At 70.5% G+C, this 21,895-nt stretch carries 20 protein-coding genes; 11 read left to right on the top strand and 9 right to left on the bottom strand.

Going from position 1 to position 21,895, the window contains the following annotated elements:
* Positions 1 to 29: 29 nt before the first annotated feature.
* The 5 genes from MKK64_RS25465 to MKK64_RS25445 all read left to right on the top strand — a co-directional run bounded on the left by MKK64_RS25465 (position 30) and on the right by MKK64_RS25445 (position 4,379).
* A complete protein-coding gene (locus MKK64_RS25465) occupies positions 30 to 470 on the top strand; it encodes a DUF4345 domain-containing protein (RefSeq protein WP_243938404.1) in 441 nt (146 codons plus the stop codon).
* On the top strand, positions 467 to 2,500 hold the full coding sequence (locus tag MKK64_RS25460; protein ID WP_243938402.1) for an FUSC family protein: 2,034 nt from the start codon (positions 467 to 469) through the stop codon (positions 2,498 to 2,500). Before MKK64_RS25465 ends, MKK64_RS25460 begins: the two co-directional genes overlap by 4 nt.
* Positions 2,501 to 2,525: 25 nt before the next feature.
* Positions 2,526 to 2,720 (top strand): DUF1656 domain-containing protein, encoded by a 195-nt coding sequence (locus MKK64_RS25455; RefSeq protein ID WP_147729829.1) that lies wholly within the window; start codon positions 2,526 to 2,528, stop codon positions 2,718 to 2,720.
* On the top strand, positions 2,720 to 3,778 hold the full coding sequence (locus MKK64_RS25450) for an HlyD family secretion protein (protein ID WP_243938400.1): 1,059 nt from the start codon (positions 2,720 to 2,722) through the stop codon (positions 3,776 to 3,778). Before MKK64_RS25455 ends, MKK64_RS25450 begins: the two co-directional genes overlap by 1 nt.
* Positions 3,779 to 3,881: 103 nt before the next feature.
* Complete coding sequence (locus MKK64_RS25445; RefSeq protein ID WP_243938398.1) at positions 3,882 to 4,379, top strand: DUF3280 domain-containing protein; 498 nt, start codon at positions 3,882 to 3,884, stop codon at positions 4,377 to 4,379.
* A gap of 447 nt (positions 4,380 to 4,826) precedes the next feature.
* On the opposite strand, the gene gatB is transcribed toward MKK64_RS25445, so the two are convergent.
* From gatB to gatC, 4 genes are all read right to left on the bottom strand, one after another.
* Positions 4,827 to 6,299: an Asp-tRNA(Asn)/Glu-tRNA(Gln) amidotransferase subunit GatB gene (gatB, locus tag MKK64_RS25440; protein WP_243938396.1), complete on the bottom strand. Its 1,473-nt coding sequence runs from the start codon at positions 6,297 to 6,299 to the stop codon at positions 4,827 to 4,829.
* 64 nt (positions 6,300 to 6,363) lie between these two features.
* Complete coding sequence (locus MKK64_RS25435; protein WP_147727685.1) at positions 6,364 to 6,666, bottom strand: hypothetical protein; 303 nt, start codon at positions 6,664 to 6,666, stop codon at positions 6,364 to 6,366.
* Positions 6,663 to 8,153 (bottom strand): Asp-tRNA(Asn)/Glu-tRNA(Gln) amidotransferase subunit GatA, encoded by a 1,491-nt coding sequence (gatA, locus tag MKK64_RS25430; protein WP_243938394.1) that lies wholly within the window; start codon positions 8,151 to 8,153, stop codon positions 6,663 to 6,665. The genes MKK64_RS25435 and gatA overlap by 4 nt, the downstream gene beginning before the upstream one ends.
* 97 nt (positions 8,154 to 8,250) lie before the next feature.
* On the bottom strand, positions 8,251 to 8,538 hold the full coding sequence (gatC, locus tag MKK64_RS25425; RefSeq protein ID WP_243938393.1) for an Asp-tRNA(Asn)/Glu-tRNA(Gln) amidotransferase subunit GatC: 288 nt from the start codon (positions 8,536 to 8,538) through the stop codon (positions 8,251 to 8,253).
* A gap of 443 nt (positions 8,539 to 8,981) precedes the next feature.
* Here gatC and MKK64_RS25420 point away from each other — a divergent pair, with 443 nt between their 5' ends.
* Together MKK64_RS25420 and ruvX are read left to right on the top strand one after the other, a co-directional pair.
* Positions 8,982 to 9,563: an SMI1/KNR4 family protein gene (locus MKK64_RS25420; protein WP_243938421.1), complete on the top strand. Its 582-nt coding sequence runs from the start codon at positions 8,982 to 8,984 to the stop codon at positions 9,561 to 9,563.
* Positions 9,564 to 9,585: 22 nt separating this feature from the next.
* A complete protein-coding gene (gene ruvX, locus MKK64_RS25415; RefSeq protein WP_243938391.1) occupies positions 9,586 to 10,077 on the top strand; it encodes a Holliday junction resolvase RuvX in 492 nt (163 codons plus the stop codon).
* 29 nt (positions 10,078 to 10,106) lie between these two features.
* On the opposite strand, the gene dprA is transcribed toward ruvX, so the two are convergent.
* Genes dprA through MKK64_RS25395 form a run of 4 tightly spaced genes read right to left on the bottom strand, consistent with a single transcriptional unit; the run spans position 10,107 to position 14,199 of the window.
* Positions 10,107 to 11,285 (bottom strand): DNA-processing protein DprA, encoded by a 1,179-nt coding sequence (dprA, locus tag MKK64_RS25410; protein ID WP_243938389.1) that lies wholly within the window; start codon positions 11,283 to 11,285, stop codon positions 10,107 to 10,109.
* 21 nt (positions 11,286 to 11,306) lie between these two features.
* Complete coding sequence (gene plsY / locus MKK64_RS25405; RefSeq protein ID WP_243938387.1) at positions 11,307 to 11,939, bottom strand: glycerol-3-phosphate 1-O-acyltransferase PlsY; 633 nt, start codon at positions 11,937 to 11,939, stop codon at positions 11,307 to 11,309.
* Positions 11,936 to 13,246 carry a dihydroorotase gene (locus tag MKK64_RS25400; protein WP_243938420.1) on the bottom strand — a complete coding sequence of 437 codons (1,311 nt, stop codon included), beginning with the start codon at positions 13,244 to 13,246 and terminating at the stop codon, positions 11,936 to 11,938. The genes plsY and MKK64_RS25400 overlap by 4 nt, the downstream gene beginning before the upstream one ends.
* A gap of 5 nt (positions 13,247 to 13,251) precedes the next feature.
* A complete protein-coding gene (locus MKK64_RS25395) occupies positions 13,252 to 14,199 on the bottom strand; it encodes an aspartate carbamoyltransferase catalytic subunit (protein WP_147859268.1) in 948 nt (315 codons plus the stop codon).
* Between the two features lie 143 nt (positions 14,200 to 14,342).
* Between MKK64_RS25395 and MKK64_RS25390 the strand changes: the two genes are divergently transcribed.
* From MKK64_RS25390 to topA, 3 genes are all read left to right on the top strand, one after another.
* On the top strand, positions 14,343 to 15,197 hold the full coding sequence (locus MKK64_RS25390; protein ID WP_243938385.1) for a cytochrome b/b6 domain-containing protein: 855 nt from the start codon (positions 14,343 to 14,345) through the stop codon (positions 15,195 to 15,197).
* Positions 15,194 to 16,105 carry a molybdopterin-binding protein gene (locus MKK64_RS25385; RefSeq protein ID WP_243938383.1) on the top strand — a complete coding sequence of 304 codons (912 nt, stop codon included), beginning with the start codon at positions 15,194 to 15,196 and terminating at the stop codon, positions 16,103 to 16,105. Before MKK64_RS25390 ends, MKK64_RS25385 begins: the two co-directional genes overlap by 4 nt.
* 206 nt (positions 16,106 to 16,311) lie before the next feature.
* Positions 16,312 to 19,074, top strand: coding sequence for a type I DNA topoisomerase (topA, locus tag MKK64_RS25380; RefSeq protein WP_243938381.1), 2,763 nt, complete (start codon positions 16,312 to 16,314; stop codon positions 19,072 to 19,074).
* Positions 19,075 to 19,125: 51 nt separating this feature from the next.
* On the opposite strand, the gene MKK64_RS25375 is transcribed toward topA, so the two are convergent.
* Positions 19,126 to 19,311, bottom strand: coding sequence for a hypothetical protein (locus MKK64_RS25375; protein WP_147843597.1), 186 nt, complete (start codon positions 19,309 to 19,311; stop codon positions 19,126 to 19,128).
* 278 nt (positions 19,312 to 19,589) lie between these two features.
* On the opposite strand from MKK64_RS25375, the gene parE reads away from it, so the two are divergent.
* Complete coding sequence (gene parE / locus MKK64_RS25370; protein ID WP_243938379.1) at positions 19,590 to 21,695, top strand: DNA topoisomerase IV subunit B; 2,106 nt, start codon at positions 19,590 to 19,592, stop codon at positions 21,693 to 21,695.
* Positions 21,696 to 21,895: the final 200 nt, after the last annotated feature.

Here is a 21,895-nt window from a genome sequence, read left to right as displayed (position 1 = left end):
GTTCTGGTACCCAAGCGTAACCGAACGCGATGATGACGGAACGACAGGCGCTGCAGCGCACGGTGGCGGTGGCGGCGATCGTTCCGATCGCGGCCGGATTGTATGGCGTGGTCTTCGGCATGAACGGCCTGGAGGCCGGCCTGCCCGACATCTCGGCCGACAGCCATTTCCGCTACCTGTCCGGCCTGCTCACGGGCATCGGCATCCTGTTCCTGACCTGCGTCGCCGGGATCGAGGAGAAGGGCCGGCTCTTCCGGTTCCTCACCCTCGTCGTCGTGCTCGGCGGGCTCGCGCGCCTGCTCGGCCTGTGGCTCACCGGCGTCCCGTCGCTGACGATGCTCGCGGCGCTCGGCATGGAGCTCGGCGTCACGCCGCTGCTCTGCCTGTGGCAGGCGCGGATCGCTGGGCGGGCGCGGGACGCCGCCGCGACCGTGGAGACAGGGGCCGCCCCCGGCACGCCGGCGCGATGAGCGAGGCCGCCACCGAAACCACGCCCTGGCTCGGCCGGATGGTCGACCGGCTCGACGCGATCGTGCCGAAGCCGGCCGCCTGGGCCTTCGCCCTCCGGATCTGGCTGGCGATGATGCTGGCGCTCTACGCCGCGTTCTGGTTGCAGCTCGACAGCGCGTCGTCGGCCGCCACCGGCGTGGCGATCCTGGCGCAGCCGAAGCGCGGGCAGGCGATCTCGAAGGCCGCCTACCGCTTCCTCGGCACCGTGATCGGCGGCATCGTCGCGATCGTGTTCATGGCGCTGTTCGCGCAGGACCGGGTGACGCTGCTGGTCGCGTTCGCGGTTTGGATCGGGGTCTGCGTCTTCATCGCCCAGTACCTGCAGGACACCCGCGCCTACGGCGCGATGCTGTCCGGCTACACCGTGGCGATCATCGCGCTCGCGCATATCGATGCGCCGCAGACGACGTTCGACGCGGCAGTCGGGCGCCTGGCCGCGATCACGGTCGCGATCGTCACCATCACCTTCATCAACGACGCCCTCGCCTCGCCGAGCACGTGGCGAACGTTGCTGCCGACGCTGGCCTCGGCCTACGCGGGCACCAGGACCTTCGCCCGTGAAGCGTTCACGTCGGGCGATCCCGGGCCGCTTCGCACCGCCGCGCTGATCCGGACGATCGCGCCGATGCGGGCGGATGCCAGCGCGATCGCCGGCGAGCTCGACGACGGCCCCTACCGGGCGGCCGGCGCCCGCAGCGCCATCGCGGCGCTCTACGTGATGGCGGCGGCGAGCCGTGCCGCGGCGAACGCGGCCGCGTCCCTGCGCCATCCGAGCTCGGCGGTCGAGGAGGCGATCGGGCTGTGCCGCGAGGTCGCGTCCGGCGGGGTCGGCGAACCGGATGCCGGCCGCCTCGACCGGATCGATGCACGCCTGCGCGACCTCGTCGATGCGGCGGTCCGCGATGGGCGCCGGCCGCTGGACGAGCTGGTGGCGCTCCAGCGCTGCCTCGACTTCGTCAACGCCGCGACCTTCGCCGACGACGGCCTGCGCGCCCTCGCTGACGGCCACGTGCCGCTGCGCGACGTCAAGCTTCCGACCCACCGCGACTTCCCCGTGGCCCTGCGCGCCGCGTTGCGGGTGGCGATCGGCTTCGGGCTCACAGCCGCCTTCATGGTCCTCTCGGGCCTGCCGCAGACCTCGTTCGCGCTGGTCCAGGTCGCTTCGACCTGCGCGCTGTCCTCGACCGCGCCCGATCCGAAGAAGTTCGCCGTCGGCGTCCTCATCGGCATGCCGCTGGCCTCGCTGTTCGCCGGCATCGTGCTGTTCGGCTTCCTCAACGGGAACCAGGGTTTCGCGCTGCTCGCGATCGCGATGATCGTGCCGGTGTTCGTCGCCTGCTTCCTGTCGCTGAACCCGTCCACCTTCGGCATCGGCTTCATCGCGCTGGTGTTCACGCCCGTGCTGATCGCGCCCGAGAACCCGCAGAGCTACGACCCGCAGACCTTCCTGATGAACGCGGTGCTGGTGATGGCCTCCGCGGTCATCCTGTTTCTCGCCGTCCGGCTGGTACTGCCGATCTCGGCCTCGCAGCATCGCGCCTTTGCCCTCGATTCCGCCAAGCGCGCCCTGGCGGAAGCGCTGGCGGGCGAAGGCGGCGACGCGACCACGCGGACCAGCCTGAACGCCGACCGCTTGTTCCAGTTCGCGGGATACACCTCCGGCAGCCGCGCCGTGCGGCACATGGCGATGGTGCACGCCTTCGCCCTATCGCAGCTCGAATCCGCGGCGGCGCGCGCCCACGCCCAGATGCGGCTGCTGAGCGGCACCGAGGCGATGCGTGCCCCCGTCGCGAAGGGCCGCGAGGCTTTGGCGCGCGGCGATGCCTGGCGCCTGCAGGACGCGGCCCGCGACCTCCTCCGCGCCGCCGCCGATCACGAGCGCGGCACGCGCATGACGGTCGCGCGCGCGGCGACCGACCTGGTGGCCGCCGCACGCGTTATCGAGCGTCATCGGCGCTTCCTCGTGCGCCTCGACATGCCCGGTTTTTGAAACGAAGGGGTCCCGGAAGGCGACGATGCGTCACGAACTACAAATCGGCGGGATCCTGGTCTCGCCCTTCGTCGCCTATGCGCTCGGCGCCTTCGCGATCCTGATCGCGCTACGCTTCGTCTTCGCGCGCATCCGCTTCAGCCGCTACGTCGCCAACCCGCCGCTCGCCGAGGCCGGGATCTACGTCTGCGTGCTCGCCCTCCTGATCGTGTTGCTGTGATGGCCGACGAGGACGACCCCAAGGCCTCGAAGGCCGATCGCGCGGACGCGACGCGCGCCGACCCGCCGGCGCTCGCCGACGACCGCCCGGCCCGTGCCCGGCGCGGGCGCATCGGGAAGGTCTTTCGGCTCGCCGCGACCGGGGTGATCCTGCTGCTCGCCTTCCTCGCCGCGGCGGTGGTCTGGTCGTACTACGTCACCGCGCCGTGGACGCGCGACGGGCGGGTGCGGGTCCAGGTCGCCAGCATCGCGCCTCAGGTGTCGGGGCAGATCGTCGAGCTTCGCGTCGGCGACAACCAGACCGTGAAGCGCGGCGACGTTCTCTACGTGATCGATCCGTTCGACTTCGAGGTGAACGTCGCCTCGGCCGAGGCCGAGGTGAAGAACCGCGAGGCCGACCTTTCCGTCAAGAACGCCCAGTCGGCGCGGCGGCAGGCGCTGACCACGGTCTCGACCTCCGTCGAGGAGAAGCAGCAATACGCGGGCACCGCCAAGATCGCCGAGGCGGCCTTGGAGACCGCCAAGGCGCAGCTGTCGCAGGCCAAGACCAACCTCGCGCGCACCCAGGTGAAGTCCACCGTCAACGGCCGGGTGACCAACCTGCTGCTGCGCACCGGCGACTACGCCTCGACGGGCACCTCGAACATCTCGGTGATCGACACGGACTCGTTCTGGGTCGACGGGTATTTCGAGGAGACCAAGATGGAGAACATCCATGTCGGCGACCCGGCCGAGATGGCGCTAATGGGCTATTCCGGGCACCTGCGCGGCACGGTCGAAAGCATCACGCAGGGCATCTCCACCGCGAATGCGGCACCGAGTACGCAGGGCCTCCCCAACGTCGATCCGGTCTACACCTGGGTGCGGCTGGCGCAGCGGGTGCCGGTGCGGATCCGCATCGGCCACGTGCCGCCGGGCGTTCCCCTGGTCGCCGGCATGACCGCGACGGTCGTCGTCGGCGAGGGCGGCACGCCGCCGCCGGCCTGGTTCATGAATCTGCGCCGGCGCATCACCGGCGAGCCGGCGCCGACCCGGGAGGCGGAGGCCGAGAAGCGCTGAGGCCGGCGCCGTCCGAGCCCGCCGGGCCGTGTTGCAGAGAATGCGGCCTGCCGCGTCGTCCCTGTACCGGCGCGCCCGGATGCGCGGGCTCGCAAGGAACGCCATGACACGCCGCCCCCTGCACGCCCTGATCACCGTCGCCGGGCTGGCGCTGGCCGCGACCGGCGCCCGGGCCGCGCCTGCCAAGGCGGCGGTGTTCGACGTCCAGTTCGCGAACCTGTCGCCCGTCGCCCCCGACGCGGCCGAGCCGGGGCGCCTGAAGCGCATCGGCACCGAGTTTCGCGACCTTCTGCAGAACAGGGGCCTGTTCACGGTGGTCTCGGCCGAGCCGGACCACGAGGAGGTCGCCAGGAGAGCGGACCTGCGTCGCCGCAACAGCTGCGCCGTCACCGTCGCGAAAAGGCTTGGGGCCGACACCGCGATCACCGGCGAGGTCCAGAAGGTCTCGAACCTGATCCTCGACCTCGATGTCTACGTGAAGCCGGTCGCCGACGAGGCGCCGAAGCAGGCCTGCAGCGTCGACCTGCGCGGCAACACCGACGAATCGTTCGATCGCGCCGTGCCCCACATGGTCGAGAACAACATGAGCGACGGGCCGTAGGACCGGTCGATCCTAAGGATCTCGCAGAGCTTGCGACGCCGACCCGATCGATGTCGCGACGCATCGAGAGATCGCCCACTATCGTCCAGGCGATTTTTTGCGGTGCGATCGACTATTCGCACATGCGAAGACTGGAAAGAGCAGCCGAAATGCACGCTTGACGTCGTGGTCTGTCGGGATCAGTCTATCTCCGTGCTTCGCCGATGGCGAAGCCGAGGCCGACCGGTGGGGTGAGCCTTCCGCCGGAGCAGGCAGGAGGAGACGAGCATGACTCCACCGCAGCGCGACGCCGCCACGACGACTTCGTGACCCGTTCGGCCCGAGGTCCAGCGGCATCAGACGGACGACGGACGGAAGCGGCCTCAGGGGCGCAGAAGCGGCCGGCACGGCTCGCCTTCGAATGCGCGAAATGCCCCGGCTCGGCCGCTTCCGCCCGGTTCTCAGATTCTACTCGATCCCGAGCTTGCTCTTGAGCAGGGCGTTGACCGCCGCCGGGTTCGCCTTGCCGCCGGTGGCCTTCATGGTCTGGCCGACGAACCAGCCGAGCAGCGTCGGCTTCTCCTTCGCCTGCTGAACCTTGTCGGGGTTCTTGGCGATGATGTCGTCGACCGCCGCCTCGATCGCGCCGGTATCGGTGACCTGCTTCATGCCGCGGGCCTCGACGACCGCGCGCGGGTCTCCGCCTTCCGTCCAGACGATCTCGAACAGGTCCTTGGCGATCTTGCCCGAGATGACGCCCTCGCCGATCAGGTCGATGATCCGGCCGAGTTGGTCGGCGGAGACCGGCGTCGCGTCGATGCCGAGGCCTTCCTTGTTGAGGCGGCCGAACAGCTCGTTGATCACCCAGTTCGCGGCCGCCTTGCCGTCGCGCCCGCGCGCCACCGCCTCGTAGTAGTCGGCCGACGCCCGCTCGGCCACGAGCACGTTGGCGTCGTAGGCGCTGAGCCCGAAATCGGCGACGAAGCGCGCCTTCTTGGCGTCCGGCAGCTCGGGCAGGCCCTCGGCGAGGGCGTCGATGTAAGCCTGGTCGAACTCGAGCGGCAGCAGGTCCGGATCGGGGAAGTAGCGGTAGTCGTGCGCCTCCTCCTTGGAGCGCATCGAGCGGGTCTCGCCCTTGGCCGGGTCGTACAGGCGGGTCTCCTGGGAGATCGTGCCGCCATCCTCGATGAGCGCGATCTGGCGCCGCGCCTCCGACTCGATCGCCTGGCCGATGAAGCGGATCGAGTTGACGTTCTTGATCTCGCAGCGGGTGCCGAGCGGCTGGCCGGGACGGCGCACCGAGACGTTCACGTCGGCGCGCAAGCTGCCCTTCTCCATGTCGCCGTCGCAGGTGCCGAGGTAGCGCAGGATGGTGCGCAGCTTGGTCACGTAGGCGCGGGCCTCCTCGGAGGAGCGCAGGTCCGGCCGCGAGACGATCTCCATCAGCGCGACGCCGGACCGGTTGAGGTCGACGAAGCTCTGGGTCGGGTTCTGGTCGTGCAGCGACTTGCCGGCATCCTGCTCGAGGTGCAGCCGCTCGATCCCGACGGTGATCGACTCGCCGTCGAGCAGGTCGACGACGACCTCGCCCTCGCCGACGATCGGGTCCTTGTACTGCGAGATCTGGTAGCCCTGCGGCAGGTCCGGGTAGAAGTAGTTCTTCCGGTCGAACACCGAGCGGTGGTTGATCCGCGCCTTCAGGCCGAGGCCGGTGCGCACCGCCTGGGCCACGCATTCCTCGTTGATCACCGGCAGCATGCCGGGCATCGCCGCATCGACCAGCGAGACGTGGTCGTTCGGCTCGGCCCCGAACTCGGTGGAGGCGCCGGAGAATAGCTTCGAGCGGCTGGTGACCTGGGCGTGGATCTCCATGCCGATCACGACCTCCCAGTCGTGCTCGGCGCCCTTGATGAGCTTCTTCGGGTTCACGGGAGCCGTCATGCTCGGACTTTCATGCAACGGGGCGCCGGGGCGCCGCGGAGTGTCGTGGCGGTGCGGGGACCGGTCAAGGCGCGTGCGGCCGCAGGATCCGCCGGGCGGTGAAGCCGAGGATCGACCACAGGATGGCCGCGCCCACCCGCACCGGGAAGAAGGTCGGCCCGTCGTGGCTGACCGGCGCCGGCCACGGGATGCCGATCGCGGTGACCGCCCAGGAGAACAGCACCGCGGCGACGAAGCCGGCGATGACCGCGACGAACAGCTTGCCGAACTGATCGGCCGACCAGCCGAGATAGAGGCAGACCGCGATCAGGACCGGGTCGAACCCGGCCCAGATCCAGACCGTCCAGGGATAGTAGGGGACCGTCACCACCAGGCCTTCGGCAGGACCGTGCGTCCGGCGGCGCGCTCGATCACCTCGGCGGTGGCGAACAGGGTCTCCTCGTCGAAGGGGCGGCCGATGAGCTGGATCCCGAGCGGCAGGCCCTGGCCGTCGAGGCCGGCCGGCACCGCGATGCCGGGAAGACCGGCCATGTTCACCGTCACGGTGAAGACGTCGTTGAGGTACATCTCGACCGGGTCGGCCGAGGCCTTCTCGCCGATGCCGAAGGCGGCGGACGGCGTCGCCGGCGTCAGGATCGCGTCGACACCGGCCGCGTAGGCCTCCTCGAAGTCGCGCTTGATCAGCGTGCGGATCTTCTGGGCGCGGACGTAGTAGGCGTCGTAGTAGCCGGCCGAGAGCACGTAGGTGCCGATCATGATCCGGCGCTTGACCTCGCGGCCGAACCCCGCCGCGCGGGTGTTCTCGTACATCGCGGCGATGTCCTTGCCGGGCACCCGCAGGCCGTAGCGCACGCCGTCGTAGCGGGCGAGGTTCGAGGAGGCCTCGGCCGGCGCGACGATGTAGTAGGCCGGCAACGCCAGCTTGGTGTGGGGCAGCGAGATCTCGCGGATCGTCGCGCCGGCATCCTTCAGCCAGGCGGCGCCGTCGTCCCAGAGCTTCTGGATCTCGCTGGGCATGCCCTCGACCCGATACTCCTTCGGAATGCCGATGGTCAGGCCCTTCACCCCGCGCGAGACCGCGGCCTCGAAATCCGGCACCGGGAGGTCGACGCAGGTGGTGTCGCGCGCGTCCGGGCCGGCCATCGAGCCGAGCAGGATCGCGCAGTCGCGCACCGTGCGGGCGATCGGGCCGGCCTGGTCGAGGGAGGAGGCGAAGGCCACCGTGCCCCAGCGCGAGACGCGGCCGTAGGTCGGCTTGATGCCGACGGTGCCGGTGAAGGCGGCCGGCTGCCGGATCGAGCCGCCGGTGTCGGTCGCGGTGGCGCCGAGGCAGAGATGCGCGGCGACCGCCGCCGCCGAGCCGCCCGACGAGCCGCCCGGGACGATCTTGGCGTCGGAGAGGACGCCGTTTTCCTGCCGGCGCCACGGCGAGATCACGTCGCCGTAGGCGCTGGTCTCGTTCGAGGAGCCCATCGCGAACTCGTCGAGGTTGAGCTTGCCCAGCATCACCGCGCCGTCGCGCCAGAGGTTGGCCGAGACGGCAGATTCGTAGTGCGGCTCGAAGGTCTCGAGGATCCTGGAGCCCGCGGTCGTGACGACGCCCTCCGTGCAGAACAGGTCCTTGATGCCGAGCGGCAGCCCTTCGAGCGGGCCGGCATCGCCCTTGGCGATCCTCGCGTCGGAGGCGTTCGCCATCGTCAGGGCGCGGTCGGGCGTCTCCAGCAGGTAGGCGTTGAGGACCCGCGCCTTCTCCAGCGCGGCGATGTGCGCCTGCGCGATCTCGCGGGCGGAGAAGGTCTTGGCCTTCAGGCCGTCGCGCGCCTCGGCGAGGCTGAGTTCGTTGAGGTCTGTCACGCTGTTCGTCCTCGGCCGTTCGGCCGCGATGCGGGTCGGGGGCGTTCCGTCGGGCGGGGCCGGCGGGCGCGGCAGGCGTCCTTCGCGGAAGGGGCGCCTACTCGACGACTTTCGGGACCAGGAAGTAGTGGTCCTCCGTCTCGGGCGCGTTGGCGACCACATCGACCGCGCGGCCGCCGTCGGTGACCACGTCCTTGCGCTTCTTCATCGCCATCGGCGCCACCGAGGTCATCGCCTCGACGCCGGTCACGTCGACCGCGCCGAGCTGCTCGACGAAGGCGAGGATGGCGTTCAGCTCGCCCTGCAGTGGCGCGACCTCGTCTTCGGCGACCGCGATGCGGGCCAGATGCGCGATGCGCCGGACTGTCTTCTCGTCGACCGACATGCTGCCTGTTCGTCTCGGCTGTTCGTCCCGAAGGACCCGGCGCGCCGCGGCGGAGATGCGCCGCGTCGGCCCGGTCCCTCGACGGTCCGGGCGCTATAGCACCGGGCTTCGCGACGCCGCAACGCGCCGGGGCGTCAGGTGACGACGTGGTTCGGCGTCACCGTCGTCTCGACCACGATGCCGGCCGGGCGGATCGGGAAGCACGCGGCCAGGGTGAAGCCGAGCACCAGGACCTCGAAGGCGACGAGGAGCATTACCTTGTGCCGCCGCGGCAGCGGGCGGCGAGGAGGGGACGCGTGGGGGACGAAAGAACCGATGGCGCGCACGATTGCCTCCGCAGCGGGCTTAACGAAACCTTAACCATCGTTATGAGGGAAGCGCTGCGTTGTCGGCCACGGCAAACTCGCGACGCGGTTAACGGTTGTGGATGGAGCGTGAGCGCGATGTGGAACACGGTGTTCGAGCGGCTTCATCCGGGCGCACGCTCGAGCGACGCCGAGATCGCGCGGGCGGAGGCCGAGCTCGGCTTCGCGCTGCCCGAATCGTATCGCAGCTTCTGCCGCGACTGCGGCGCCGGCCTCGCCAACGGCCATTTCCGGATCGCCACGCCCCTGCCCTATCCGGCGGCCGACCTGGTGACGCGGGCGGAGATCATCGCCGACAGCATCAACGCGGCGATCGAGGCGCTCTCGGCCGCCGACGCGCCGCACCGGTTCGCGATCGAGGACGGCGACCTGTCGCGGCTCGCACGCGCCTGCTTCTTCGGCGAGGGCGAGGACGGCAGCTTCCTGTTCTGGGACGTCGCCGGCGCGGGCGAGTACTCGATCTGGGTGATGGCCGCGGATCTCGAAACCGTCCGCTTCGGCGGCGACAGCCTCGACGCGTTCTTCCGGCGCACGCAGGGCCTGACGATACTCGACGTGCTCGGCGACGGCACCCCGCCGCTGGCCTCGACCTTCGAGGGCATCGAGGCGGCGGTGCTGGCGCGGGCCGGCGAGGCGAGCCCGCCCGGCAAGCCGGCATAGGGCGCGAGCGGAACGGGATACGATGGACGAGGACACGTTACGCGCCTTCGCCGAGGCCTCGCGCGGCGGCCCCCGGCTGATCGGCATCGATCTCGGCACCAAGACGATCGGGCTCGCCCTGTCGGATCTCGGCCGCCAGATCGCGTCGCCCCTGGAGACGATCAAGCGGGTGAAGTTCACGCCCGACGTCGCGCGGCTGCGCTTCCTCTGCGAGCAGCACGCGGTCGGCGGGCTGGTGATCGGGCTGCCGCTCAACATGGACGGCAGCGAGGGCGTGCGGGTGCAATCGACGCGCTCGTTCGTGCGCAACCTCGGGCCGCTCCTCGACCTGCCGGTCCTGTTCTACGACGAGCGCCTTTCGACCGCCGTCGTCACGCGTGCGCTGATCGCGGCCGACACCTCGCGGGCCAAGCGCGGCGCGCTCGTCGACAAGCTCGCCGCCGCCTACATCCTGCAGGGCTGCCTCGACCGGATGCGGGGGCTGGTCGAGTCCGAGGACGACGACCCGTTCTGAGCGCTTGCGCGCGTCTCGCCGGCCGCGGCTCAGCCGATCAGCGACACCATCCCGCTGCCGTGCCGCTCGATCCGCCCGTCGAGCTCGAGCTCGAGCAGCGTGGTCTGGACGCGGCGCACGGAGAGCCCGGTGGCACGCGCAAGCTCGTCGGTGCCGACCGGCGTCGGGCTGAGCGCGGCGACGAGCGTCTTCCGGTCGCCCACCGGCTCTGCCGGTTCCGGCGCCTCGAACGGCGCAGCCGGCATCGGCGGGGCGCCGTCATCGAGGTCGATCTCGTCCCAGAAGTCCGGCTGGTCGGCGAGGTCCGGTCGCGGGAGCGCCGGCACCCGGTCGGGGGCGTCGCCGCGCTCGATCAGCGGTGCGATGGCGGCGAGGACGTGCTCGACCTCGGCGACGAGCGTCGCCCCCTGGCGGATCAGGTCGTTGGTGCCCTCCGCCCGCGGGTCGAGCGGAGAGCCCGGCACCGCGAAGACCTCGCGACCCTGCTCGAGGGCGAAGCGCGCGGTGATCAGCGAGCCCGAACGGCGTGCCGCCTCGACCACCACGGTGCCGTAGGCCAGCCCCGAAATGATGCGGTTGCGCCTCGGGAAGTCGCGCCCGCGCGGCACCCAGCCCATCGGCATCTCGGCGATCACCGCCCCGCCCGCCTCCAGGATCGCCTCGACGAGGCCGGCATGGTTGGCCGGATAGATCTTGTCGTGGCCGCCCGCGAGCACCGCGACGGTGCCGGTCGCGGCGGACGCCTTGTGCGCGCGGGCGTCGATCCCGCGGGCCAGGCCGGAGACGACGACGAGGCCGGCCTCGCCGAGACCGCGCGCCAGCCGCTCGGTGAAGGCGAGCCCGGCGGCCGAGGCGTTGCGCGAGCCGACGATCGCCACCGCCGGCCTTGAGAGCGCGTCGGCGGATCCGCGCACCGCGACGAGGGGCGGCGCGGAATCGGCCGCCTGAAGGATCTTCGGGTAGCCCGCCTCGCCCATCGCGACGATGCGGGCACCGAGGCGGCACGCTGCCGCGATTTCCGCCTCGGCCTCGGCGCGCGCCGGCGGCACGACGCGCCGTCCCCGGCGCGCGGTCAGGTCCGGCAGCGCCGCGAGGGCGCCGGCCGCGCCGCCGAAGCGGTTGATCAGGCTGCGGAAGGTGCGCGGCCCGACCCCTTCGGTTCGGATCAGGCGGAGCCAGTCGAGCCTTTGTGCGTCGGTGAGCTGCACGGGCCCTCCCCCGAAGGGGTCTCAGCCCTTCTGACCGATCCGTCCCTCGGTGCCGTCGACCAGCCGGCGGATGTTGGGCGCGTGCTTCCACCATAACAGCAGGCCGAGGACGAGGAAGAGGCCCGCGCGCGCCGGATCGTTCAAGGCCCACAGAATGATAGGGGTCGCGGCCGACGCTGCGAGCGCCGCGAGCGACGAGTAGCGCAGGGCGAAGGCGAGGCCGAGCCAGATCGCCGCGAAGGCGAGCAGCGCCGGCGGGCTCAGGGCGAGCAGCACCCCGAGGAAGGTCGCGACGCCCTTGCCGCCCCTGAAGCCGAGCCAGACCGGGAAGAGATGCCCGAGAAAGGCACCGAGCCCGGCCGCGAGCGCCGGCCACGCGCTGGTCCCTTCGCTGGTGCCTTGGCCGAACCGCTGCGCGATCAGCACCGCCGCGGTGCCTTTCAGGGCGTCGCCGAGCAGCGTCGCGGCGGCGAGCCCCTTGCGGCCGGTGCGGAGCACGTTGGTCGCGCCGATGTTGCCCGACCCGATCGCCCGCACGTCGCCGAGGCCGGCAAGCCGCGTGAAGACGAGCCCGAACGGGATCGAGCCGAGGGCGTAGCCGAGCGCCAGGCAGCCGAGGACGACCGGCCAGGCGATGTCCGACAGCGCGCTCATGCCGCCGCCGCGAGGTCGGCCGAGCGGTGGACGATCCGGCCGCCGACGAGCGTCAGCACCGCGGCGCCCTGCATCCGCGCCTCGTCGAACGGCGAGTTCTTCGAGCGCGACTTCAGGGTCCGCTTGTCGAGCACGTAGGGCACGTCCGGATCAATCAGCACGAGGTCGGCCGGGGCGCCGACCGCGAGCCGACCGGATTCGCGCCCGAGGATGCGGCCCGGATTCGCCGACAGTGCCGCGAGCAGGCGCGCGAGCGTGACGTCGCCGGCGCGCACGAGGCGGAGCGCGGCGCCGAGCAGGGTCTCGATCCCGAGCGCGCCGTCGGCGGCCTCGGCGAAGGGCAGGCGCTTGGTCTCGACGTCCTGCGGGTTGTGATCGGAGACGACGACGTCGATCACGCCCTCGTTCAGCGCCGCCGCCAGCGCCTGCCGGTCGGCCTCGCCGCGCAAGGGCGGCGAAAGCTTGCAGAAGGTGCGGTAGTGCCCGATGTCGCCCTCGTTCAGGACGAGGTTGTTGATCGAGGCACCGCAGGTCACCGGCAATCCGTCGTGCTTGGCCCGGCGCACGATCTCGACCGAGTCGGCGCAGGAGATCATCGCCGCGTGGTAGCGCGCGCCGGTGAGGCGGACGAGGCGGAGGTCGCGCTCCAGCATCATCGTCTCGGCCTCGCGCGGGATGCCCATCAGCCCGAGCCGCGAGGCCAGCTCGCCCTCGTTCATCACGCCCTCGCCGACGAGGTCGGGCTCCTCGACGTGCTGCATCAGCAGCGCGCCGAAGTCGCGGGCGTAGGTCATCGCCCGCCGCATCACCTGCGCGTGCGTGACGGCGCGGAGCCCGTCGGTGAAGGCGACGGCGCCGGCTTCCTGGAGCAGGCCGAACTCGGTCATCTCGTGGCCGGCAAGCCCCTTGGTGATCGCCGCCGCCGGCAGGACGTTGACGCAGGCCGTGTCGCGGGCGCGGCGCAGCACGAAGTCGACGATCGCCGGCCCGTCGATCACCGGGTTGGTGTCCGGCATGCAGACCAGCGTCGTGACCCCGCCGGCCGCCGCCGCGGCGCTGGCGCTCGCCAGGGTCTCGCGGTGCTCGGCGCCGGGCTCGCCGACGAAGGCGCGCATGTCGATCAGGCCCGGCGCCAGCATGTGGCCGGCGCAGTCGATCGTCCGCGCGCCCTCCGGCAGGCCGGGCGCCGCGCCCCAGGCGATGTCGGCGATGCGGCCGTCGCGGATCAGGACATGGCCCGGCCCTTCGCGGCCGTCGGCCGGGTCGAGGAGGGTGGCGTTGGTGAGGATCTGAGCTTGTTCGGTCATGGCCATCACGCGTTCGGCAGATGCGAGGCCAGCGCTTCCATCACCGCCATGCGCACGGCGACGCCCATCTCGACCTGCTCGCGAATCAGCGACTGCGCCCCGTCGGCGATGTCGGAGGCGATCTCGACGCCGCGGTTCATCGGGCCGGGATGCATCACCAGGGCGTCGGGAGCGGCGAGCGCGAGCTTGTCGGCGTCGAGGCCGAAATAGCGGAAATACTCCTTCACTGAGGGCACGAACGAGCCGTTCATGCGCTCGCGCTGCAGGCGCAGCATCATCACGATGTCGCAGCCGTCGAGGCCCTTGCGCATGTCGGTGAAGACCTCGACGCCGAAGCGCTCGATGCCGGCGGGCAGGAGCGACGACGGGGCGATCACGCGGACGCGCGCACCCATCGCCTGCAGCAGGATCAGGTTCGAGCGCGCGACGCGGCTGTGCAGCACGTCGCCGCAGATCGCGACGCGAAGCCCCTCGATCCGCCCCTTGTTGCGGCGGATGGTTAGCGCGTCGAGCAGCGCCTGCGTCGGGTGCTCGTGGGCGCCGTCGCCGGCATTGACCACCGAGCAGTCGACCTTCCGCGCGAGCAGGTGCACGGCGCCGGCCGAATGGTGGCGCACCACGATGATGTCGGGCCGCATGGCGTTCAGCGTCGCCGCGGTGTCGATCAGCGTCTCGCCCTTCTTCACCGAGGACGAGGCCACCGACATGTTCATCACGTCGGCGCCGAGGCGCTTGCCGGCGAGCTCGAACGAGGATTGCGTCCGGGTCGAGGGCTCGAAGAACAGGTTGATCTGAGTGCGGCCGCGTAGCGTCGCGCGCTTCTTCTCGACCTGTCGGGAGATCGCCACCGCCGCGTCCGCCCGGTCGAGCAGCCCCTCGATGTCGGGACGCGACAGGCCCTCTATCCCGAGGAGATGCCGGTGGGGATAGTTCGGGTGCGTCGGCTGGCTCATCGCCTCGCGTGATAGGTCGCGCCCGATGCGACGGCAAGCGCGCGGCGCGGGACCGGGCTGGCAACTTTCGGCGGCGGCGATACGTAACCAGCCGAGACGAGGCGGCGAAGTGGTCGCCACTCGGACAATCAGGTGACTCTCCCTTGGCAGCTTCCCCGGCGATTCCCTCCGGCACCGCGACGCCCCGCCGCGAGGCGATCTACCGGCATCCGCTGGTGATCCGCGTCGCGCACTGGCTCAACGCCGCCTCCCTGCTGATCCTGCTGATGAGCGGGCTGCAGATCTTCAACGCGCATCCGGCCCTGTACTGGGGTGCGAAGTCGACCTTCGACACCCCGGCGCTGGCGATCACCAGCGACACCGACGCCAAGGGCAACGCCCGCGGAATCGTGACGATCGGCGGCCGCACCTTCGACACCACCGGCGTGCTCGGGCTCTCGAAGGACCAGGGCCAGATGGCCGACCGGGCCTTCCCGTCGTGGAGCACGATCCCCTCGGGGCAGGATCTCGCCACTGCGCGGCGCTGGCACTTCCTGTTCGCCTGGGCGCTGGTGATCAACGGGGCGATCTACCTGTTCTACGGGCTGGTGTCGGGGCAGCTTCGCCGGCGGGTGATCCCGGACGGCGACCAGATCCGTGACTTCGGCGGCTCGGTGCGCGAGCATCTCACCCTGCACTTCCCCAAGGGCGAGGAGGCCAAGCGCTACAACGTGCTGCAGAAGCTGACCTACCTCGCCGTGATCGCCGGCCTTCTGCCGGTGATGGTGCTGGCCGGCCTCGCGATGTCGCCGGGCATGGATGCCGCCTGGCCCTGGCTGGTCGACGTGTTCGGCGGCCGGCAGTCGGCGCGCACGATCCACTTCATCGTGGCCAACCTCCTGGTGCTGTTCGTGATCGTGCACGTGGTGCTGGTGCTGGTCTCGGGCTTCTGGAACAACATGCGCGGCATGGTCACCGGCTGGTTCGCGATCGAGAAGGACGGAGCGACCCCGCGATGAGCAACCTCGACCGCCGCCGCTTCCTCACCACCGTCGCCGCGCTCGGCGGCACCGCGATGCTCGCCGGCTGCGACCGCTTCGCCGGGTCCGCCTACGGCCCGCGGACGCTGAAGGCCGGCGAGGACGCCAACCTGTTCGTGCAGCGCTTGCTGCTCTCGAACGCCTCGCTGGCGAAGGAATTCCCGGATTCCGAGATCTCGGCGGTGTTCAAGCCGAACGGCACGATCGACCCGCCGGACAAGGCCTACAAGGCGCTTGCGGCCTCGAACTTCTCGACCTTCAAGCTCGAGGTCGGGGGCCTCGTCGAGCATCCGCAGAGCTTCGGCCTCGCTGACCTCCGCGCGCTGCCGTCGCGGACGCAGACGACCCGGCACGATTGCGTCGAGGGCTGGAGCTGCATCGGAAAATGGTCCGGCGTGCCGCTGGCCGAGGTGCTGAACCGCGCCGGGCTGAAGCCGCAGGCGCGCTACGTCGTGTTCCACTGCGCCGACACGCTCGAATATGCCGGCGGCGGCCTCGAAGCCGGCAAGGACGGCGCGTTCCTGCAGCCGGAGAACCCGAGCGCGGTGCGCCACGTCCAGGTGGCGGCCGCGGGCAACGATGCCGACGCCTGGGGCGGTGCCCCGGCCGAGGAGCCCGAGGAGACGCGCACGCCGATCCGCTACTACGAGAGCATCGACCTCACCGACGCCTTCCACCCGCAGACGATCCTCGCCTACGACCTCAACGGAAAGCCGCTCCCGGTCTCGAACGGCGCGCCCCTGCGCCTGCGGCTCGAGCGGCAGCTCGGCTACAAGCAGGCCAAGTACGTGATGCGGATCGAGGTGGTCGAATCGCTGGCCAGGATCGGCGACGGCCAGGGCGGCTACTGGGAGGACCGCGGCTACGAATGGTACGCCGGCATCTGAGACCGGCCCCCTCCCCCCGCAGAGGGGGGGAGAATGCCCACCCGTACGCGCCTCCCGGCAGGCGCCCCGAACAGCCCCCCATTTGACAACCCGCGGGGCATGAACCACTTCATGCCCCGCGCAGGTCCGGCCCGGCCGCGGCGCGAAACCCAACAATTGGTGCGTTCCTGCCGCTGCTCGGGCTTTGACGAGAGGCTGTTTCGTCCATGAAAGTCGTCGTCGTCGAGTCGCCGGCCAAAGCCAAGACCATCAATAAGTATCTTGGCCGCGACTATGAAGTCATCGCCTCGTTCGGGCACATCCGCGACCTTCCGGCCAAGGACGGGTCGGTCGATCCCGAAGCCGATTTCAACATGATCTGGGAGCTCGACGCCCGCGGCTCGAAGCAGGTGTCCGAGATCGCCCGCGCCGTGAAGGGCGCGGACAAGCTGATCCTGGCGACCGACCCGGATCGCGAGGGCGAGGCGATCTCCTGGCACGTGCTGGAGGCGCTGACCGCCCGCAAGGTGCTGAAGGGCATCCCGGTCGAGCGCGTCACCTTCAATGCGATCACCAAGGCGTCGGTCGAGACGGCGATGCGGCAGCCGCGCCAGATCGACCAGGCGCTAGTCGACGCCTACCTGGCGCGCCGGGCGCTCGACTACCTCGTCGGCTTCAACCTGTCGCCGGTGCTGTGGCGCAAGCTCCCCGGCGCCCGCTCGGCCGGCCGCGTGCAGTCGGTGGCCTTGCGGCTCGTCTGCGAGCGCGAGGTCGAGATCGAGCGCTTCAAGCCGCGCGAGTACTGGTCGCTGGTCGCGACCCTCTCGACCGCCGACGGCGGCGTGTTCGAGGCTCGCCTCGTCGGGGCCGACGGCAAGCGCATCCAGCGCCTCGACGTCGGCAACGGCGAGGATGCGGCCGCGTTCAAGCGCGACCTCGAGCTCGCGACGTTCCAGGTCGCCTCGGTCGAGGCGAAGCCCGCCAAGCGCCATCCGCAGCCGCCCTTCACGACGTCGACGCTGCAGCAGGAGGCGTCGCGAAAGCTCGGGATGGCGCCGGCGCAGACCATGCGCGTCGCCCAGAAGCTCTACGAGGGCGTCGACATCGGCGGTGAGACGGTGGGCTTGATCACCTACATGCGGACCGACGGCGTCGACATGGCGCCCGAGGCCATCGCCGACGCGCGCCGGGTCATCGGCCGCGAGTTCGGCGATAAGTACGTCCCGGGCGTGCCGCGCCGCTACAGCGCCAAGGCCAAGAACGCGCAGGAGGCCCACGAGGCCGTGCGCCCAACCGACATGGGCCGGCTGCCGAAGCAGGTCGCGCGGATGCTCGATCCCGAGCAGGCCAAGCTCTACGACCTGATCTGGACGCGGACCGTCGCCAGCCAGATGGAATCGGCCGAGCTGGAGCGCACCACCGTCGACGTGACCGCCAGCGTCGGCCCGCGCCGGATCGACCTGCGCGCCACCGGTCAGGTCGTGAAGTTCGACGGCTTCCTCACCCTTTACCAGGAGGGCAAGGACGACGAGGAGGACGAGGACGGCAAGCGCCTGCCGCCGATGAAGGCCGGCGAGGCGCTGAAGCGCGAGCGCATCGCCTCGACCCAGCACTTCACCGAGCCGCCGCCGCGCTTCTCCGAGGCCAGCCTCGTCAAGCGCATGGAGGAGCTCGGCATCGGCCGGCCCTCGACCTACGCCGCGGTGCTCCAGACCCTGCGCGACCGCGAATACGTCAAGATCGAGAAGAAGCGCCTGCAGCCCGAGGACAAGGGCCGGCTCGTGACCGGCTTCCTCGAGAGCTTCTTCAAGCGCTACGTCGAGTACGACTTCACCGCCGACCTCGAAGGCCAGCTCGACCGGGTCTCGAACGCCGAGATCGACTGGCGCGACGTGCTGCGCGACTTCTGGCGCGACTTCTCCGCCGCCGTCGGCGGCACCAAGGAGCTGCGCGTCACCGAGGTGCTGGAGGCGCTGAACACGCTTCTCGGCGACCACATCTTCCCCGAGAAGGCCGACGGCTCGAACCCGCGCACCTGCCCGACCTGCGGCTCGGGCCAGCTCTCGCTGAAGCTCGGCAAGTTCGGCTCCTTCGTCGGTTGCTCGAACTACCCGGAATGCAAGTTCACCCGGCAGCTTTCGGCCGCGGGCATCGAGGGCGAGGGCGACGGCTCATCGCCGGACGGCAGCCCGCCCGGCACGCGGGTGCTCGGCAACGATCCGGTGAGCGGATTGCCGGTGACGATCCGCGACGGCCGGTTCGGCCCGTTCGTCCAGCTCGGCGAGGCCTCGACCGAGAAGGACGCGGCCAAGCCCAAGCGCTCGTCGCTGCCGAAGGGTGTGACGCCGTCGATGGTCGACCTGGAGAAGGCGCTGCGGCTGCTGTCGCTGCCGCGCGAGGTCGCCCGGCACCCGGAGACCGGCGAACCGATCCTGGCCAATCTCGGCCGGTTCGGGCCCTACGTCCAGCACGGCAAGACCTACGCGAACCTGGGCAAGGACGACGACGTGCTCGAGGTCGGCGCCAACCGGGCGATCGACCTGATCGTCGCCAAGGAACAGGGCGGCGGCCGCGGCCGCCCGTCCTCGGATCCCGGCCGCCCGATCGGCAAGGACGAGGCGACGGGTCGCGAGCTGGTGGTCAAGGCCGGCAAGTACGGCGCCTACGTCACCGACGGCGAGGTCAACGCGACCCTGCCGAAATCGATGGCCGCCGAGGCGCTGACGCTCGCCGAGGGCATCGACCTCGTCAACGCCAAGCGCGCGGCCGGCGGGGGCAAGCCGAGCCGCGGCCGCAAGGCCGCGCCGGCGCGGGGTGCGAAGGCCACGGCGCGCAAGCCGGCAAAGGCGGCCAAGGACGGCGAGGTCGGGACGGTGAAGACCGCTTCCAAAACCTCCGCCAAACCCGCCGCGAAGAAGCCCGCCACGCCGAAGGCCGCTGCGGGCAAGGCCGCTGCGAAGCCGGCGGCGAGCAAGAAGGCCAGCGGCTGAACCGCCGGCGGCGCGGCTTGCCGGCGGTCCGCGTCAGGCGCGTCGCGGGTCTCAGACGAGGTAGCTGATCGTCGCGGCGAAGGCCGTCGCGAAGGTCGCCAGGGCGATCGTCGTCGGATTGACGAAGGCCGCGCGAGAGACGGGCGCAGCGTCCTGCTCGCATCCGAAGGCTTGCCCGGCGGCGCGCTCGAGGCGGGCGAGGATCAGGGTTCGGGCTTCGATCGAAGCAGTCGTCATCGTCGGCGTCCCAGCCCTCGTTACGGCAAAGATCATGTGATATAATGCATGATCATGCCGCCGGTTCCGCGCGAAATTGCAGCGTGAGGCGATCTTAACCGGATCTGCGCATCACCCCGATGACGGTTGCATCGCAGCGTTTGGAGGGTTCGCGCTGCACATGCGAAGCTGCATAGCGGATTCGGCCTGCGATCGCCTTTGATGTTTCCGTTTTGTTCCGGTATCGTGAGCGGATGAAAGCCCATGCGAGACGTGACCCGAAGCCTGGAGCCCGTCGGTTGAGCGACGCCCCCATCGACCTGTTCGGGCCGGGCGCGAAGGCCGCAGCCCATTCTTCGCCGGCCAAGCCTTCGGCCACGGATCCCTCGCCCGCCGCGCCCCTGCCCTCGTCCGAGCGCCGGCGCAAGCCGACGGCGCCGATGGCGGCGCTCGAGCCGCTCGCCGGTCCGGAGGCCGGCTACACCGCATCCGACATCGAGGTGCTGGAAGGGCTGGAGCCGGTGCGGCGCCGGCCCGGCATGTATATTGGCGGCACCGATGAGCGGGCGCTGCACCACCTGTTCTCGGAGGTGATCGACAATTCGATGGACGAGGCGGTGGCGGGCCACGCCAGCTTCATCGAGGTCGAGCTGGAGGAGACGGGCGCGCTCGTCGTCACCGACAACGGCCGCGGCATCCCGATCGACCCGCACCCGAAGTTTCCCGGCAAGTCCGCGCTCGAAGTCATCATGACGACGCTGCATGCGGGCGGGAAGTTCGACTCGAAGGTCTACGAGACCAGCGGCGGCCTGCACGGCGTCGGCATCTCGGTGGTGAACGCGCTGTCCGACCTCCTGGAGGTCGAGGTCGCGCGCAACCAGACGCTCTACCGCCAGAGTTTTTCGCGCGGTCATGCGCAGGGCGGGTTGGAAACCGTCGGGCGGGTGCAGAACCGGCGCGGCACGCGCATCCGCTTCCATCCCGACGCGCAGATCTTCGGCTCGCTGGCGTTCGACCCGCGCCGCCTGTTCAAGATGGCGCGCTCGAAGGCCTACCTGTTCGGCGGCGTCGAGATCCGGTGGCGGTGTGCGCCGGCGCTGATCGAGGGCACCGAGATCCCGGCCGAGGCGGTGCACCGCTTCCCCGGCGGCCTGCGCGACTACCTCGCCCGCGACATCGAGGGCAAGGAGCTCGTCACCGACGCGATCTTCTCCGGCAAGATCACAAAGCCCGGCTCGCACGGCTCGCTCGAATGGGCCGTGGCCTGGATGGTCCACGACGACGGCGTCTCCGCCTCGTACTGCAACACCATCCCGACGCCCGAGGGCGGCACCCACGAATCCGGCCTGCGCGTCGCGCTGCTGCGGGCGCTGCGCGAGCACGCCGAGCGGGTGAACCAGGCCAAGCGCATGACGGCGGTGACCACCGACGACGTGATGGCGACCTGCGCCTCCATGCTGTCGGTCTTCATCCGCGAGCCGGAGTTCCAGGGCCAGACCAAGGACAAGCTCGCCACCGTCGAGGCGTCGCGCATCGTCGAGACCGCGATCCGCGACGCCTTTGACCATTGGCTCGCCGCGTCGCCGGCCCAGGCCAACAAGGTGCTAGACTGGGTGATCGACCGGGCCGAGGAGCGCCTGCGCCGACGCCAGGAGAAGGAGGTTGCGCGCAAGACCGCGACGCGCAAGCTGCGGCTCCCCGGCAAGCTCGCCGATTGCTCGGCCGCCGGCACCGCGGGCTCGGAGATCTTCATCGTCGAGGGCGACTCGGCCGGCGGCTCAGCCAAGCAGGCGCGCGACCGGGCCACGCAGGCGATCCTGCCGCTGCGCGGCAAGATCCTGAACGTCGCCTCGGCCAGCCGCGACAAGCTCGGTGCGAACCAGCTTATCGGCGACCTCACCCTCGCGCTCGGCTGCGGCACCGGCGGTCAGTACCGCGACGAGGAGCTGCGCTACGACAAGGTGATCATCATGACGGACGCCGACGTCGACGGCGCCCATATCGCCTCGCTGCTGATCACCTTCTTCTACCGGCAGATGCCGAAGCTCATCGACAAGGGCCACCTCTACCTCGCGATGCCGCCGCTCTACCGGCTGCAGCAGGGCACCAAGACGGCCTACGCCCGCGACGACTCGCATAAGGAGCAGCTGATCAAGACGGTGTTCAAGAACGGCAAGGTCGAGATCAGCCGCTTCAAGGGGCTGGGCGAGATGATGCCGGCGCAGCTGAAGGAGACGACGATGGACCCGAAGAAGCGCATCCTGATGCGCGTCGCCGTCCTCGACGAGGCGCGCGAATCGACCGGCGACGCGGTCGAGCGCCTGATGGGCAACAAGCCGGAAGCCCGCTTCACCTTCATCTCCGAGCGAGCCGCCTTCGCCGAGAAGACCGACCTCGACATCTGAGCGGCCCGGCACGGCGGTCCGATCGGAGCCCGGCCGCGAGGCCGGGCTTTTTCATGCCCGCGATCCGACGACGAAAAAAGCCCGGCCTTTCGGCCGGGCTTCTCGGGTCGGGTCGAACCGCGGCTCTGGGCGAGCCGCGGCGGATCCGGCAGGTCCTAGTACGAGCCGAACTTGTAGTTCAGGCCGGCGCGCACGACAGC

Origin of the sequence: Methylobacterium sp. E-025 (genome assembly GCF_022829705.1) — a bacterium.
GTDB lineage: Bacteria > Pseudomonadota > Alphaproteobacteria > Rhizobiales > Beijerinckiaceae > Methylobacterium.
Note: the sequence above shows the minus strand (reverse complement) of the source record. Positions and strands in the feature narration are given on the sequence as shown.

Bases quoted from the DNA above. Each gene is read 5' to 3' on its own strand.
- MKK64_RS25465 (WP_243938404.1), top strand. From the start codon at position 30: ATGATGACGGAACGACAGGCGCTGCAGCGCACGGTGGCGGTGGCGGCG.
- MKK64_RS25460 (WP_243938402.1), top strand. From the start codon at position 467: ATGAGCGAGGCCGCCACCGAAACCACGCCCTGGCTCGGCCGGATGGTC.
- MKK64_RS25455 (WP_147729829.1), top strand. From the start codon at position 2,526: ATGCGTCACGAACTACAAATCGGCGGGATCCTGGTCTCGCCCTTCGTC.
- MKK64_RS25450 (WP_243938400.1), top strand. From the start codon at position 2,720: ATGGCCGACGAGGACGACCCCAAGGCCTCGAAGGCCGATCGCGCGGAC.
- MKK64_RS25445 (WP_243938398.1), top strand. From the start codon at position 3,882: ATGACACGCCGCCCCCTGCACGCCCTGATCACCGTCGCCGGGCTGGCG.
- gatB (WP_243938396.1), bottom strand. From the start codon at position 6,299: ATGACGGCTCCCGTGAACCCGAAGAAGCTCATCAAGGGCGCCGAGCAC.
- gatC (WP_243938393.1), bottom strand. From the start codon at position 8,538: ATGTCGGTCGACGAGAAGACAGTCCGGCGCATCGCGCATCTGGCCCGC.
- MKK64_RS25420 (WP_243938421.1), top strand. From the start codon at position 8,982: ATGTGGAACACGGTGTTCGAGCGGCTTCATCCGGGCGCACGCTCGAGC.
- ruvX (WP_243938391.1), top strand. From the start codon at position 9,586: ATGGACGAGGACACGTTACGCGCCTTCGCCGAGGCCTCGCGCGGCGGC.
- plsY (WP_243938387.1), bottom strand. From the start codon at position 11,939: ATGAGCGCGCTGTCGGACATCGCCTGGCCGGTCGTCCTCGGCTGCCTG.
- MKK64_RS25400 (WP_243938420.1), bottom strand. From the start codon at position 13,246: ATGACCGAACAAGCTCAGATCCTCACCAACGCCACCCTCCTCGACCCG.
- MKK64_RS25395 (WP_147859268.1), bottom strand. From the start codon at position 14,199: ATGAGCCAGCCGACGCACCCGAACTATCCCCACCGGCATCTCCTCGGG.
- MKK64_RS25385 (WP_243938383.1), top strand. From the start codon at position 15,194: ATGAGCAACCTCGACCGCCGCCGCTTCCTCACCACCGTCGCCGCGCTC.
- topA (WP_243938381.1), top strand. From the start codon at position 16,312: ATGAAAGTCGTCGTCGTCGAGTCGCCGGCCAAAGCCAAGACCATCAAT.
- MKK64_RS25375 (WP_147843597.1), bottom strand. From the start codon at position 19,311: ATGACGACTGCTTCGATCGAAGCCCGAACCCTGATCCTCGCCCGCCTC.